This window comes from Thermostichus sp. MS-CIW-37 (assembly GCF_054060065.1).
The window spans coordinates 1-13,930 of record NZ_JBSSCV010000008.1 but is presented as its reverse complement, the minus strand read 5'-3'; the positions used below and the strand labels follow the sequence as shown (position 1 = coordinate 13,930).

Annotated in this window: 13 protein-coding genes and 1 rRNA gene; 7 read left to right on the top strand and 7 right to left on the bottom strand. The window is 58.6% G+C overall.

From position 1 onward, the window contains the following. The first annotated feature begins 63 nt into the window (after positions 1 to 63). Together ACVWYZ_RS05230 and recR are read left to right on the top strand one after the other, a co-directional pair. The gene (locus tag ACVWYZ_RS05230) at positions 64 to 399 is read left to right on the top strand and encodes a YbaB/EbfC family nucleoid-associated protein (protein ID WP_414344527.1); all 336 of its coding nucleotides are present in this window, start codon (positions 64 to 66) and stop codon (positions 397 to 399) included. Positions 400 to 434: 35 nt separating this feature from the next. Then, positions 435 to 1,034: a recombination mediator RecR gene (gene recR, locus ACVWYZ_RS05225; RefSeq protein WP_011434433.1), complete on the top strand. Its 600-nt coding sequence runs from the start codon at positions 435 to 437 to the stop codon at positions 1,032 to 1,034. 13 nt (positions 1,035 to 1,047) lie between these two features. Here the strand turns inward: recR and ACVWYZ_RS05220 are convergent, their stop codons facing one another. Beyond that, positions 1,048 to 1,626: a hypothetical protein gene (locus tag ACVWYZ_RS05220; protein WP_414357227.1), complete on the bottom strand. Its 579-nt coding sequence runs from the start codon at positions 1,624 to 1,626 to the stop codon at positions 1,048 to 1,050. A 247-nt stretch (positions 1,627 to 1,873) separates the two neighbouring features. Between ACVWYZ_RS05220 and frr the strand changes: the two genes are divergently transcribed. Beyond that, entirely contained in the window at positions 1,874 to 2,422 is a 549-nt protein-coding gene (gene frr, locus ACVWYZ_RS05215; protein ID WP_011429597.1) for a ribosome recycling factor, read from the top strand. A 235-nt stretch (positions 2,423 to 2,657) separates the two neighbouring features. Then, the gene (locus ACVWYZ_RS05210) at positions 2,658 to 5,372 is read left to right on the top strand and encodes a CBS domain-containing protein (protein ID WP_457466409.1); all 2,715 of its coding nucleotides are present in this window, start codon (positions 2,658 to 2,660) and stop codon (positions 5,370 to 5,372) included. Positions 5,373 to 5,381: 9 nt separating this feature from the next. Here ACVWYZ_RS05210 and ACVWYZ_RS05205 read toward each other — a convergent pair whose 3' ends face one another. The 5 genes from ACVWYZ_RS05205 to ACVWYZ_RS05185 form a co-directional block, all read right to left on the bottom strand. Further along, positions 5,382 to 5,888, bottom strand: a complete 507-nt coding sequence (locus tag ACVWYZ_RS05205; protein WP_011434437.1) for a hypothetical protein — start codon at positions 5,886 to 5,888, stop codon at positions 5,382 to 5,384. A 92-nt stretch (positions 5,889 to 5,980) separates the two neighbouring features. Further along, positions 5,981 to 6,922, bottom strand: a complete 942-nt coding sequence (locus tag ACVWYZ_RS05200) for a transglutaminase family protein (protein ID WP_457466408.1) — start codon at positions 6,920 to 6,922, stop codon at positions 5,981 to 5,983. A gap of 125 nt (positions 6,923 to 7,047) precedes the next feature. Beyond that, positions 7,048 to 8,085 (bottom strand): isopenicillin N synthase family dioxygenase, encoded by a 1,038-nt coding sequence (locus ACVWYZ_RS05195; RefSeq protein ID WP_041438122.1) that lies wholly within the window; start codon positions 8,083 to 8,085, stop codon positions 7,048 to 7,050. 123 nt (positions 8,086 to 8,208) lie between these two features. Next, complete coding sequence (gene mazG, locus ACVWYZ_RS05190) at positions 8,209 to 9,291, bottom strand: nucleoside triphosphate pyrophosphohydrolase (RefSeq protein WP_457466407.1); 1,083 nt, start codon at positions 9,289 to 9,291, stop codon at positions 8,209 to 8,211. Next, entirely contained in the window at positions 9,272 to 9,493 is a 222-nt protein-coding gene (locus tag ACVWYZ_RS05185; RefSeq protein WP_414332365.1) for a DUF2949 domain-containing protein, read from the bottom strand. Before ACVWYZ_RS05185 ends, mazG begins: the two co-directional genes overlap by 20 nt. A 717-nt stretch (positions 9,494 to 10,210) precedes the next feature. Here ACVWYZ_RS05185 and ACVWYZ_RS05180 point away from each other — a divergent pair. The 3 genes from ACVWYZ_RS05180 to ACVWYZ_RS05170 all read left to right on the top strand — a co-directional run bounded on the left by ACVWYZ_RS05180 (position 10,211) and on the right by ACVWYZ_RS05170 (position 13,636). Next, positions 10,211 to 10,447 (top strand): DUF3148 domain-containing protein, encoded by a 237-nt coding sequence (locus tag ACVWYZ_RS05180; RefSeq protein ID WP_011429589.1) that lies wholly within the window; start codon positions 10,211 to 10,213, stop codon positions 10,445 to 10,447. 232 nt (positions 10,448 to 10,679) lie between these two features. After that, complete coding sequence (gene serA / locus ACVWYZ_RS05175) at positions 10,680 to 12,260, top strand: phosphoglycerate dehydrogenase (protein ID WP_414332254.1); 1,581 nt, start codon at positions 10,680 to 10,682, stop codon at positions 12,258 to 12,260. A gap of 74 nt (positions 12,261 to 12,334) precedes the next feature. Further along, on the top strand, positions 12,335 to 13,636 hold the full coding sequence (locus tag ACVWYZ_RS05170; protein WP_457466463.1) for a bifunctional folylpolyglutamate synthase/dihydrofolate synthase: 1,302 nt from the start codon (positions 12,335 to 12,337) through the stop codon (positions 13,634 to 13,636). 132 nt (positions 13,637 to 13,768) lie between these two features. Here ACVWYZ_RS05170 and rrf read toward each other — a convergent pair. After that, positions 13,769 to 13,885 (bottom strand): 5S ribosomal RNA (rrf, locus tag ACVWYZ_RS05165). Between the last annotated feature and the right edge of the window lie 45 nt (positions 13,886 to 13,930).

Genomic DNA, 13,930 nt, shown 5'->3' with positions numbered 1-13,930 from the left:
TACCGGCGGGAGGAAACGGGTAGAGTAGAACAGCAGTATCTGGATAACCCAAGAGAGGATCCCATGACTCGAGGCTTTGGCCCCTTCGGCAAAATCCAAGAAGCGCTCAAGAAAGCCCAAGAGGTGCGCGATGGCGCCCAAAGGCTGCAAAAAGAGCTGGAAGAGATGGAGATCGTCGGCGAAGCCGGCAATGGGCTGGTGAAAGTGACGGTCAACGGCAACCAAGAACCTCTCAAAGTCTCTCTGGATCCCCAGATTCTCCAGGAGTCGGTGGATGTGGTAGAGGACTTGCTCCTGACGGCGATGGTGAACGCCTACACCCAATCTGCCGAGACGATGCGCAAACGCATGGAAGAGCTGACCGGAAACATCAGTCTGCCGGGGTTGGGACTGGGTTGAGCCCCACTTGCTTAACCCCGCTTGCTTAACTCTGTATGTACACTCGCCCCTTGGCTCGCCTCATCGAAGAGCTGCAACGGCTGCCCGGCATTGGCTCCAAAACCGCTCAGCGCCTAGCTCTCCACTTGATCAACCGGCCTGCCGGCGAGATCGAGGCCCTGGCCAAAGCCCTGCTGGAAGCCAAGCAAACCGTTCGGCACTGTTCCATCTGCTTCAACTGGTCGGCGGAGGATCCCTGTGAGATCTGCCGTTCGCCGCAGCGGGATCCCTCGCTGTGGTGCGTGGTGGCCGATGTCAAAGATTTGATTGCGATGGAACGCACCCGCGAGTTCAAGGGGCTTTACCACGTTTTGGGTGGCCTCATCTCCCCCATGAACGGGATCGGGGTCGATCAACTGCACATCCGCGAGCTGGTGGCTCGGGTGGCACGGGAAAAACCGCAGGAGCTGATCTTTGCCATCAGCCCCAGCGTAGAGGGGGAAGTAACCATGCACGTGGTCAAGGATTACCTGAAGCCGGTTGCCCCCACCTTGCGCATGACCCGCCTGGCCTTCGGCCTGCCCATGGGATCCGAGCTGGAATACGCCGACGAAGTTACCCTGGCCCGTGCCTTGGAAGCCCGGCAGGAGTTGTGAGCCGCCCAGCCCATCAATCGCAGCCGGTTACCCCCTCCGCGCAGTAGGTGCTCCACCAGGGGTTGAAGTTGGCAGGATCCTCCGGCAGAGTGCTGATGTTCAGAAGTTCCTGGAAGCTGCTGTTGCGGCCTCCGTAGCGCAGGTGCATGTGCACCGGATCCCCGTGGGGTGCCCGCAGAATCACATAGGTGAAGGTCTCGCAACTGGCGTCTGCTCCAGGCTGCAACTGAAACAAATCCCAGATGGAACTTAAGGAGCGCTCAGGGTAGTAGAAGGGATCCGGCGCAGCCCCCCGATAGGCGTAGCGACAATTTTCCGCCAGGGGCTTTTTCCCCTCCAGATCGGCGTAGAAGGAGAAGAACTCCATCTTCTCAAACTTCACCCGCTTTGGATTGCGCGGATCGTTGGCCGATTGTTCCAGGGACGTATCCAGGGTAAAGACGCCATCAATTCCCAGGTAGGGCACTTTATAGGCGTTGGGGGACACAATCTGCAACTCCAAGGCTGCCGCAGCCGCTCCAAAACCCAGGAGACTCAAGCTGCCGATCAGCCAGGTTAGGGCCGTTGAAGAACCAATTTGGCGAGAGAGCATAAAACTTTGTTGTGCCTGTGTTGTGCAGTAAACTGCAGAGCAGTTTAGGGGAAGCTTTGAGCTCGTACCATCCCACTGGGGGGCATCTGGCGAGAAATTCGCCGACTGCAGGTGCAGCTCTGAGGAACGGGATCCCATCTGGATCCCAACAAGGCAGTAAAATTGAGGTCAGGCTCACCGTAGAGGTGCCAGGTTTGCTGCCAGAGCCTGATATCTGGAAACTGATTTTGAAAGCGAGGAAAACCCCGTGGAGCTAGCTGAGATTGAGGAGTTGATGAACAAAGCTGTGCAAGCCACACAGCGCTCCTTTAATACGGTACGCACCGGGCGGGCCAATTCCAGCCTGCTGGATCGGATTCAGGTGGAGTACTACGGCGTGCCCACTCCCCTCAAGGCCCTGGCCAGCCTCACCACGCCAGACTCCAGCACTCTCTTGATCCAGCCCTTTGATCCCTCGACCCTGGCGGCCATTGAGCGGGCCATTGTTGCCTCTGACCTAGGTCTAACCCCCAGCAACGACGGCAAGGTGGTGCGGCTCACCATTCCCCCCCTGACGGAAGAGCGCCGCAAAGAGCTGAGCAAACAGGTGGCCAAGCTAGCCGAAGAGGGGCGAGTCTCAATCCGCAACATCCGGCGGGATGGCATTGACTCGGTGCGCAAGCGAGAGAAAAATGGCGAGCTGTCTGAAGATGAGTCCAAAAGCTTGCAGGATGCCATCCAGAAACTAACTGACCGCTACATTAAGAAGATCGATGAGCTGCTGGCAGAAAAAGAAAAGGAGCTGACGACCCTGTGAAGGCTCCTTGCTGGCATCCTCCCCACTCTACTGGATTGCTTCTGCGCAGCGGTAGGACGGGGTTATGACCCAATTTTTTGATAAAAACCCGGACACCCGTCCTGAAACTTAGCTTCGAGGTTTTCACTTGCCCCTCGGAGTTGAGCAGCCCTTCATTTCTTCTTGTCCGATTCCAACAAGAGGGATCCCGGCTTAGGCCAGGATGGAAGGGGGGAAAACGACAACTCTTGCCGCAATGGATCTGATCCTGTGCCATCAATCGGCGGATTTCGACACCCTGGGGGCGGCGGTGGGAGCGGCCCGCCTGTATCCGGGTGCCCGCATCGCCTTGACCGGGGGATCCCTGCCGGGGGTGCAGGAGTTTTTGGCCTTGTACCGAGATGAATTTCCCCTCATCGAGCTGCGCTCTGTGGATCCGGGACAGGTGCAGCGGTGGATTGTGGTGGATTGTCACGATCCGGATCGCTTGGGAAAAGCTGCCGCTTGGTTGAGCGTCCCCGGCGCGCAGATTGAGATTTTCGACCATCACCCCAGTCCACTGGATAACTTTTGGCCGCAGCAGCAGGTGAACTGTCATATCGAGGCCGTGGGGGCCACCTGTACCTTGCTGGTGGAGCGGCTGCAGGCTGCTGGGATCCCTCTCAGCCCTTTTGAGCGGCTGGCGCTGGCTTTGGGCATTCACATGGATACGGGATCCCTGACCTTCCCGGAGACCACCGCCCGCGATGCTGCTGCCCTGAGCTGGCTGTTGGATCAGGGGGTGAACCTGGTCTTGTTGCGGCGCTTTTTGGGGGATGGCCTCACCCCAGAGATGCGCGAGCTGCTCAGCCAGGGGTTGGCCCAGATGCAGGTGCAGCAGGTGGGGGAGTATCGCCTGGGAGAATGGCTGCTGGAGCTGCCGGAGTTTGTGCCCGGCTTGGCCGGCCTGGTGATGCGGCTGATGGATCTGACGGGAGTGGATGTGCTGCTCTTGGTGGCGCGGCAGGGGGAGCGGCTCAGCCTGATCGGGCGGGCGCGGCAGGAGTTTGCCCAGTTGGGCAGGGTGATGGCCCTCTACGGCGGCGGTGGACACGATTGTGCTGCAGCAGCCACGTTAAAAGCCAGCCCAGAGCAGCCTTTGCCCGACCCGGCCCAAGTCATGGCGGCCCTCAGGCAGGCTGTCCAAGAGCGGATCCCGCCCCCGGTGACGGCCAAAGATTTGATGTCGGCTCCGGTGCGCACCATCCGACCGGAGATCACCATCGACGAGGCCCAGCGGGTGCTGCTGCGCTACGGCCATTCCGGCCTGGTGGTGGTGGACGCTCAAGGCCACCTGGTGGGGGTGATCTCGCGGCGGGATATCGATATTGCCCTGCACCACGGGTTTGGCCATGCCCCCGTCAAGGGCTACATGACCACCGACGTGAAAACCCTCTCCCCCGACACCCCCTTGGCGGAGATTCAGCGGTTGATGGTGCAGTGGGATATTGGCCGCCTGCCGGTTCTCCAGGATGGCCAGTTGGTGGGCATTGTAACTCGCACCGATGTGTTGCGGCACCTACACGAGTTGCCGGCCCTCTCACCCCAGTTGGCTCTGCCCACCCTTTCCTGCCCCTTGGATCTCACCTTCGCCGCTCTTTCGGAACGGCATCGACAGTTGCTGGAGCAGGCCGCCCGCCTCGCCGATGAAAAGGGCCTGAGGTTGTATCTGGTAGGGGGAACGGTGCGGGATCTGCTGCTGCATCGGTGGGGACGGCAGCCCTCACCCAACCTGGAGCGGCTGGATCTGGACTTGGTGGTGGATGGGCCCTACTCTCCGGCCCTGGATGGGACGGATCCCCCGGGCTGGGGCTTGATTTTGGGACAAGCGCTCAAACAGCACTTCCCAGAAGCGCGGCTGGAGATCCACGGCAAATTCCAAACGGCGGCCTTGATCTGGCCAGGCGGCTTTTGTGTGGATATCGCCAGCGCCCGCACGGAGTTTTATCCCTACCCGGCCTCTCCCCCCGAAGTGGCCATGGGATCCATTCAGCAAGACCTCTATCGGCGGGATTTTTCCATCAACGCCTTGGCCTTGCGCCTCAACGGCCCCCAGCGAGGACAGGTGCTGGATTTTTTCGGCGGACAAGCAGATCTGCAACAGGGGATCATCCGGGCATTGCACCCCAACAGCTTCATCGAGGATCCCACCCGCATTTATCGGGCGGTGCGCTTTGCGGTGCGCTTGGGCTTCGCCCTGGACTCGACCACAGAAAAATGGATCCGCGCTGCTGTAGCCAGTGGTCTGCACGATGCCGTCGGCGGGGATCGCCTCAAGCAGGAGCTGGCCTACATTCTCGGATCCCGCGATTGGCCCCAAGCCTTTGAGCAGCTGGCAGAATGGGGGGCTTTGCGCTGTATTCACCCCGACCTGGAGTGGGATCCCTCCCTGTGTCAGCGGTTGCAACGGGTGGGCCGCTGGGCCTATCACTTTCGCCGCCGCTATCCTGAGCTGGGATCCCAGGAGATCTGGCAACTGCGCCTAGAGGCTCTCCTCCTCACGCTGCCCCAAGCCCCCCAGGTGGCCAGCCAACTCCACCTTACCCAAGCAGGCATCGAACGCCTCAGCCATTTCCCCCATTACCAAACCCTGTTGGCCCAACTGGATCCCAGCACCCTCTCTCCGGCCCAGGTGGTGCAACTGCTGCAGGGGCTGCGGATCCCAGCAGTGATTTTGGTGGCCGGGATCGCCCCCAAGCCGGCCCGGCGGCTGATCTGGCGCTATTTGCAGGAGTGGTACTGGGTGAAGCCGCTGCTCAACGGCCACGATCTGCGTCGTCTGGGTTATAAGCCAGGTCGCCCCTTCCAAGCCATTTTGGAGCAACTGCGTTGCCTCACCCTGAACGGCGAACTCACCACCCCGGCAGAAGCTGAAGCCTGGCTACAAGAACACTTCCCCCTGCCGCAAGCTCAATACCGAGGAAGAAAGTAGAAGGGCAAATCAGTCGAAATAGAAGAGAGTGACCAACTTGTGTTGTTCCTCAGCATGCTTGCAGGCATCCAGCAGCGTGACGCTGTCGTGGAAGACAAAGCAGATCAACTGCTGGCACTTGCTGATGATCTCCAGGTTGCACAGGCGGCTGGCCTCCGCCAGGGGAAGATGGTCGTTTTCGGGATGTTCCACCAGATGCAGCACCTGCTCCAGGCTGGCCCGCGACTCTGCCGGCTGTCGCTCCAAACTCTGGGGCAAGATCACCGTCAAGGACTTCATGTCCGCCCGCATCGCCCCCCGAATGACGGCCAAGTTGGTGCCAATGGCCCCAGAGGTGAGGATCTGATTGCCGGTAAGGGCCAGGGCATAACTGAGGGTCTCGATCAAATACTGATGGGTAATGGGCACATGACGGCTGCCCAGGATGGCCACTCGCTTCGGCCCAACTTGCTGAATGGCGGCCAACTCCTGCAAAAACGTATCAACGCTGGTGGGGACATCAATAGACTGGGTCAACGGGATCCCTCGGCAGATTCTCTAGATCTTGGCTAGGCTATGCTATCTCAAATTTTCGCTTTGGGATCCGGCCAAGTTGAAGCTCTACGGCTTCAGCTCCGCACTTTTGGTGGAGTGCTAAGGCTGTCTGCAGCAAGCTGGGCTTGGCTTTGCGCAGAAGATCCCGCCTGGATGTGGATGGTGTAGCTCATACTGCTGTGAACGCCCTTGCCCAGCCAATGGCCGTAAATGGGAGCGGCATCTCTGGGGTAAGCGCTGGCCGCCAAAGCCACATGACCATCGGCCACGGCCAACCCCTGGGTGGGATCAAAGCCCCGCCAACCGGCCCCTGGCAAGTACACCTCCGCCCAAGCGTGCAAATGACGGCGCACAGGCTCTGGGGGTTCTCCACCCCTGCTCTCCCCCGAAGGCTGCGAGGGGCTGACCTGGTAGCCACTGACAAAGCGCGCGGCCAAGCCTACCGTACGGCAGACCTCCATGAACACCAGGGCCAAATCGCGGCAGGCTCCGGTTTTGCGATGCCAGGTCAAGCCGGCAGGCCAGGGATCCCCCTTTTCCCGCAAGATGTGGCGGCATTCTGAATAGATGCGCTGGTTCAGCGCCGGCAGAAAAGCTGTCGTTTCCCCCTGCACGTGATCCCATAGCTCCCAGGCCAAGGCCTGGATGCCGGGATCCGCCTGAGCCGTCAGATAAGGCTGTAGTTGAGCTGCCAGCGTGCTGGGATAGTCGATGGGGAGATGGGTGGCCCAATCGCAGAGGAGATAGTCGAAGGGATTCTCCCGCAGGGTGAGCACCGTGGCCTGAGTTTGAATGCGCAAATGCTCGGTGGGATCCTCAAACCAAAGCCGAACTGCCGCGTTGCCCTCCAGCTCCACCAGCGCCGATTGGCCCACCGGCTGCGGATCCACCTGCAACTCAAAAGCCAGGAGAGTCTGGATCCCGTCGCAGCGCGGTCGCAATCGCACCGTATGGGGCTCCAGTTGGACTGGACGACTGTAGCGATATTCGATGAGATGGCGGATCTGAATTTGCACAGGTTGGCCAAATGACGGGCAAGGAGTTTTATCACAGGCAAAGGAGCACCGAGATCAGGCAACCCAAACTGCTCCCAGATCAAAGCCAAGAAGCGGTTGCATCGTCTGCCCGAGATCTCTAGACTTCAGGGATCCCGAGTTTGAGATCTCCGAGAGCTTTGCCCTGCCTTCCCAATCATCGAAACCTCCAGCTTAGAGCGGATGTACTCCCCAGCCTGTACAGGAGCATAGCGAGGGGGATTTGCTGCATTCTGGCATGTGGGCAGGCATTCGATCCAAGCATCGTCCCGAGGAGCTGTAAAGTAAACCAAAGACAGGCGGCGACTGGAACCGAAAGCCGATCGGGGTGGATTGACCACGCGGTGCAACGTGGAGCGCCAACGGTCATTGGTCCAACGGGATAGCAGATCGCCAACGTTGATGACAAAGGCGTTGGGAACAGCCTGCACATCAATCCACTCTCCTGCTTTGGAGTACACCTGCAGCCCTCCCGGCGCCCCATCCTGTCGCAGAATCGTGAAGCCACCGTAGTCGGAGTGAGCCCCATAGCGTAGCTGTCCCGGGATGGGCTCCACCTCCTGTTCAGGATAATGCACAGCCCGCAGCACTCCCCCTTTCCCCTCCATAAAAGGCAGAAAATAGGTTTCCGGCAGATCCAAAGCCAACGCGCCCATGCGCATCAAGGTTTGGGTGAGCTGAAGCAGAGCCGCATCATAAGCCAGAAGAGCAGCCCGCAGTCCTGCTGGATGGGTGGGCCAAAGGTTGCCCGAATCCGGATCCACCCCTGCTTGGGGCCGTTGTGGATCTTCCCGAAACAGGTCATTGAACACCAGCGCCTCACAGAGATCGTAGGGAACCTCTGCCCCACGGGTAGCGGCTACACTTTCGATGCCAATCGGCAGGTATCCCTGGTTTTTGACGCGATCCGGAGTCACCACCTCCATTTTTTGTTCCAGCGGCAGGTCGAAGAAAGCCCTCGCTCTCTCGTAGGCTGTTTGTATGATGGCCTCCGGGATCCCATGCCCTGTGATCACCACAAACCCCACCTCCTCCAAGGCTGCCCCAAAAGCCTTTGCAACCCCTAGCGGATCCGTGCCCTCCCGAAAGGGGGTCAAATCCAGACAAGGGATCCCAGCTTGCTCAAAGGAAGAAACTGGAGACATGGCCGACGTAGAGACAGGCGCTCAGAACAGCTCCTACCCTACAAAGAGAACTTGCCCCAAGACTGTGTGGGCGGATACCCCCTCAGAGCTGGCACCGGCTCAACCCCACATCCAGAAACGAAACTAGGGATACTCTTGCTTGGCCTGTTGCCAGAGGACTTCCAGCTCCTGGAGACTGCGCCCTTTCAGAAGGGAGCTTTTGCCACCGCCGGGCGTGGATCCCAGCAGTTCCTGAGCCAGCTCTTCCATGCGCAAAAAACGACGGGCAAAGCGCAGATTGGTTTGGGCCAGAGCTTGGGCAGCATCCAAACCGTACCAACGGCCCAAGTTGACCAGAGCAAAAAGCAGATCCCCCAGTTCGGCTTCCTGGCGAGTTGGATCGGGGGGATCCCTTTCCAATTCTCGGCGCAGCTCGGCTTCTTCCTCGCGGATCTTGGCCCAGATCCCCTCCACCGTTGGCCACTCAAACCCTGCCCCCACCACTTTGCAGGAAATTTTCAGGGCAGCCATTAGGGGAGGCAAACTTTGGGCATAGTGCAGCAGTTTTTGGCCAAGGCTTTGATCCGGTCGCTCCCCTTGCTTGATCTGTTCCCAAGAGCGGTGCAACTCCGGAAGATCTGCCATCACAGCATCCCCAAACACATGGGGGTGACGGCGGATGAGCTTATCGGCAATTCCCGCAGCCACAGCTTCCAGATCAAAGTGGTTCTGCTCGGCAAAGATCTGAGACTGCAACACCACCTGCAACAACAAATCCCCCAGCTCTTCGGCAATCGCCGCCGGATCCCCGGCTCGAATGGCAGCTACCGTCTCATACGCTTCTTCGAGAATGTAGGGGGTCAGAGACTCCGGAGTTTGGGCCCGATCCCAGGGACATCCATCGGGGGCACGCAACTGAGCAACAACAGCCGCCAAACGACTCAGGTGCGAGGTAGAGGCGGAACGCTCCAGATAGAGGTGGGCAAAATGCCCCGTTGCTTGGGGATCCCAGCTTTGCAGCGTCAGTGGGCTGGCCACCACCTCTAAGCCCTCCGTTAACAACGTAACAGGCTGGACAGGAGCACAGACCTGTTGCAAAACACTGCGCAGCTCCGCCGGATCCTTTCCCCCACAGCTTTTCAGCAGTAGGGATCCCTGCTCCGCAGTAGACCACCGAGCCAGAGCTTGTTGCCAGTCGGGCTGAAGACTATCCAGCGTTTGCAGCATGGTCAAAAGGGTAGGTGCGGCCCAAATCCAAAAGGCGGCTGAGCTGCTCCAGATCGATGAAACTCAACTCCAAAAGAATCATCAGCAACGGCCCTTGCTGGCGATGTTGCAGCTTCTTGGCCAGGCTCAGTTGAGAACGGTCGATGATGCCCGTTTGCAAGAGATATTCCTCAAGGGCTGGGGGGGGAATGGGATCTAGCATGGTCGTTTCGCAGCGCTAAAGAAGGACAAATATGAAACTGAGAAGATAGTAAACTAACGTAACTATTCTTAACACTCCTACAGAGTTTCGGCAAAGATCCGGCTGGCAAATAGGCCACAGGTGAGCTTACCAAGCCCTGTGCCCACAGCTCCACGGCAAGAAAACCCCTAAATTGCCTCAGCAAATGAGGTTTCTGTATCCAAGGACACAAAAAATGGGTAGCGAGAGGTCATGGTATGATAGCAGATTGGCGATCAGTTGGCAGTACCCTGAAAGGCTGGCTGCTTCTTCTTTGTTTGGAGAAACCAACTTGCTTTGGCAAGATGTTACTTTTTTATCTGACTAATTCTGGTATTTAGATAAAAATCTTACAATAACTGCTCAGGGATCCAATCTGTTCGGCTCCTCTGGGATCCGCCCTGGGGCTGCCATCCTGCTCGGGTTAGCTAGACCGCCGAGAAGTCCCGCCCTCTATGTATCAGCATGGGAGTCGGGATGAGAGGCGGAGATTCCTGCGCTATGATAAGCAGAGAGCGGTGGGGCATCCCGTTCTTAAAGCTCAGGAAATGTCCTTAACAGGAGTCACTGTTCGCGTCAGCGGGACGGAGTCCTTGAAGCTCGCACTCTTTCGCTTTAGCGGCGCGGAGCGCTTTGCATCAGCATGAGTGCAGGAGTATGTCACCTAAGCTAGAAACGGCTGCAGGATGGACTCCCATTATGTCTGAAGCCCAAGGTTTACTGCCGGTGGGGGCAACGGTTCAAGTGGTGGAGATGCCTCCTTACCTAAAAACGGCTGACCCAATGCCGATGTTGCGCCCGGCCCATTTGATCCGCTTGCACGAGCAAGGGGTGATCCTGCAGCGACGGCTGTTGGGCACCTACAGCGTGCAGTTTGCCAATGGCATCTTTCTCATAGACGGAAAATATCTTGCCCCGGTGGGATCCCTGTCCTAGTGCGCCCATTTCTCCTCCGAGCCAGCTCGATGGGTTTGTCGGCCTTCAGAACCTTTGGGAGCTGGCAGCTTTCCACAGAAGCGAGCCTTCGACTGACCGGCGGACTTTCGCGGTAGATTAAGGTGTGCCGGTTGGGGTTGGGTCAAAGTTTGGCTCAGCCGGTGAGATCCACCTCAACTTACGCTAATCCCTGCTTCTTACTGCCCTCCATCCCACTAGACCAGCGCTGCTTATGCCCAGAGTCATCGTCACAGATCCCATCGATCAGGCGGGGATCGACATTCTCTCCCAAGTCGCTCAGGTGGATGTGCAAACTCAGCTCACCCCAGAGCAGTTGATCGCGGTCATCCCCAACTACGATGCCATCATGGTGCGCTCCGGTACACGGGTTACCCGAGAGGTGATCGAGGCGGGGACGAACTTGAAGATCATCGGGCGGGCGGGCGTTGGCGTTGACAACATCGATGTGCCTGCCGCAACCAAAGCCGGGATCCTGGTGGTCAACTCCCCAGAGGGCAACACCATTGCCGCTGCCGAGCACGCCATTGCCTTAATGATGGCCCTCTCCCGCCACATACCTGATGCCAATGCCTCTCTGAAATCGGGCCTGTGGAATCGGCAAGAGTTTGTCGGCGTAGAAGTCTACAAAAAAACGCTGGGGATTGTCGGATTGGGTCGGATTGGATCCCATGTGGCCCAGATTGCCAAGGCGATGGGGATGAAGCTGCTGGCCTATGACCCCTATCTGTCCGTGGAGCGGGCAGAGCAGCTGGGGGTGCGCCTGGTGGACTTCACAACTTTGGTGCAGGAATCGGACTACATCACCTTGCACGTTCCCAAAACCCCTGAAACCACCAACCTGTTCAACGCCGAAACCTTCCGCATGATGAAGCCGACCGCCCGCCTGATCAACTGCGCCCGTGGCGGTTTGGTGGATGAACAAGCCCTGTACGAAGCCCTGAAATCCGGTCAAATTGCCGGAGCGGCTTTGGATGTATTTGCCAACGAGCCCCTGAAGGACTCTCCGCTGTTTTCTCTGGGCAAGGAAGTCCTGCTCACTCCCCACTTGGGGGCCTCCACCGAAGAAGCCCAGGTGAACGTGGCCATCGATGTGGCCGAGCAGATCCGCGATGTGTTGCTGGGGCTGCCGGCCCGCTCTGCTGTGAACATCCCCGGCTTACAGGCAGAGGTGCTGCAAAACCTCAGACCCTACCTGGACTTGGCCGAAACCCTGGGCAACTTGGTTGGCCAATTGGCGGGGGATCGCGTCAACCAGTTGGAGATCCGCCTGCAGGGAGATCTGGCAGAAAAAGATGGTCAGCCGATCGTCATTGCCGCTCTCAAAGGGCTTTTGACGCTGGCGCTGCGGGAGCGGGTCAACTACGTCAACGCCTCCATCGAGGCCAAAGAACGGGGCATTCGGGTGGTGGAAACTCGAGATCCCTCTTTGAAAGATTATTCCGGATCCCTGACGTTGATTGCCCATGGCCCCAATGGGATCCGCTCGGTTTCGGGGGCGTTGATTGGGGAGCGAGAGGTGCGGATCACCCAGATCGACGAGTTCCCGGTGAATGTGCCCCCTTCCGCCAACATGCTGATGACCCTGCACCGGGATATGCCGGGGATCATCGGGCGGATTGGCACCTTGCTGGGAGCCTACAATGTCAACATCGCCAGCATGCAAGTGGGCCGCAAGATCATCCGCGGCGATGCAGTGATGGTGCTCAGCTTGGATGATCCTCTGCCCGATGGGATCCTGGAAGAGGTGCTCAAGCAGCCGGGCATCCGCGACGCTTTTGTGGTGAACCTCTAGAATTGCTGATCCTTAAAAAATCCCAAACCTCACTTACCACAGCAAGACGGAGTCTTTGCTTGAGCCAGAGTGATTTGTCCCTAACCCTGCCTCGCATCCCAGACTGGGATTGGCCGGCGTTTCTGGAGTCGCTGAGTCACTTCGGTGTGGACCTCAGCCTGGAACGCATGCAAGTCTTGCTGCAGCGCCTGGGACAGCCCCAAGTTGGGATCCCGGCCATCCATGTAGCCGGTACCAACGGCAAGGGATCCGTCTGTGCCTGGGTCAGCCACGTGTTGTGGGCGGCAGGCTATCGTGTGGGTCGTTACACCTCTCCTCATTTAGTAGATTGGCGGGAGCGGATTTGGCTGAACGGGGAATACATTTCCACCAACGACTGGAGCCAAGCGCTGGCCCAGGTGCGAGACTGCCTACAAACCTATACCCCCAACGAGGCTTCCCCCACCCAGTTTGAGGCTATCACCGCCGCCGCTTGGCTGTACTTCCGCCGACAAAAGGTGGATGTGGCGGTGATAGAGGTGGGCTTGGGGGGTCGGCTGGATGCCACCAATGCCGGGATCGAGCCGGTGGTGACGGCCATCACCTCCATCGGCTGGGATCATTGGCAGCGCTTGGGCAACAGCCTTCCCCAAATTGCCTCTGAAAAGGCGGGCATTCTCAAGTCAGGGATCCCGGCAGTGTGCGCACCCCAAACCCCAGAGGTCACAGCAGTTATCCGAGCCAAAGCAGAGCAATTGCGAAGCCCCCTGAAGATGGTCGAACCTCTGCGATGGTCAGAGCCTCAAACCGTCCACTGGCGAGGGCAGCTCCTCACCTTGCCCCTCAGCGGCGATGTACAACTCACCAATGCAGCAGTAGCCCTTGCCGTTGTGGAAACCCTACAGCAACAGGGCTGGCGGATCCCGGATGCCGCTGTCGAAAAAGGATTTGCCATCACCCGTTGGCCGGGGCGCTTACAGCGGGTGCAGATTGGATCCCGTCAGTTGCTGATGGACGGAGCCCACAACTTGCCCGCTGCCCAGGCTCTCCGTCGCTATCTGGATGAGCATCAACCCGGCCCCCTCACCTGGTATGTGGGCATCCTCACCACCAAAGATGTCCAGGGCATTCTCAGCACCCTGCTGCGACCAGGAGATTGCTTTTTCGCTCTGCCAATTGCTGGCCACTCTGGGACGGATCCCGAGCAACTTGCTCAGCTAGCCCAGACTCTGCAGCCTCATCTCGCCTCGGCACGGGCACTGCCCAATCTCTCCGCTCTTCGGGCTCAGTTGCTCAAGCCGAAAAACCTCACTGAGCCACCAGCTGTAATCTGCGGATCCCTGTACCTATTGGGCCAGGTGATGCAGGAATGTTTGGGATGGGATCTAGCCTGTTGAACTGACAGGTGAAACCTTATGCAAAACCTGATATCCTCTCTTATAAAGAGAGAGGAGCTATGAACAAAAACTAGCTCTCAACCACTATCACTTGATCAAGATACTCCCCTACTGATTGGGTTAGGGTGGTGGGCCTGGCACCGAGCTAGGTTGCCAGCAGGTCGCCCTGCCAGTAGATTCGCCGCTGATGCGTTTCACGTCCGAGTTCGGGATGGGTCGGCGTGGTTCCACATCGCTATAGGCACCAGGACAGCCTCAGCCACCCTGAAAGCTGCATAGCCAGAAAGGTAGAAC

Excerpts from the sequence above, each read along its gene's own strand:
- ACVWYZ_RS05230 (WP_414344527.1), top strand. The coding sequence starts at position 64 with ATGACTCGAGGCTTTGGCCCCTTCGGCAAAATCCAAGAAGCGCTCAAG.
- recR (WP_011434433.1), top strand. The coding sequence starts at position 435 with ATGTACACTCGCCCCTTGGCTCGCCTCATCGAAGAGCTGCAACGGCTG.
- ACVWYZ_RS05220 (WP_414357227.1), bottom strand. The coding sequence starts at position 1,626 with ATGCTCTCTCGCCAAATTGGTTCTTCAACGGCCCTAACCTGGCTGATC.
- ACVWYZ_RS05210 (WP_457466409.1), top strand. The coding sequence starts at position 2,658 with ATGGATCTGATCCTGTGCCATCAATCGGCGGATTTCGACACCCTGGGG.
- ACVWYZ_RS05195 (WP_041438122.1), bottom strand. The coding sequence starts at position 8,085 with ATGTCTCCAGTTTCTTCCTTTGAGCAAGCTGGGATCCCTTGTCTGGAT.
- mazG (WP_457466407.1), bottom strand. The coding sequence starts at position 9,291 with ATGCTGCAAACGCTGGATAGTCTTCAGCCCGACTGGCAACAAGCTCTG.
- ACVWYZ_RS05185 (WP_414332365.1), bottom strand. The coding sequence starts at position 9,493 with ATGCTAGATCCCATTCCCCCCCCAGCCCTTGAGGAATATCTCTTGCAA.
- ACVWYZ_RS05180 (WP_011429589.1), top strand. The coding sequence starts at position 10,211 with ATGTCTGAAGCCCAAGGTTTACTGCCGGTGGGGGCAACGGTTCAAGTG.
- serA (WP_414332254.1), top strand. The coding sequence starts at position 10,680 with ATGCCCAGAGTCATCGTCACAGATCCCATCGATCAGGCGGGGATCGAC.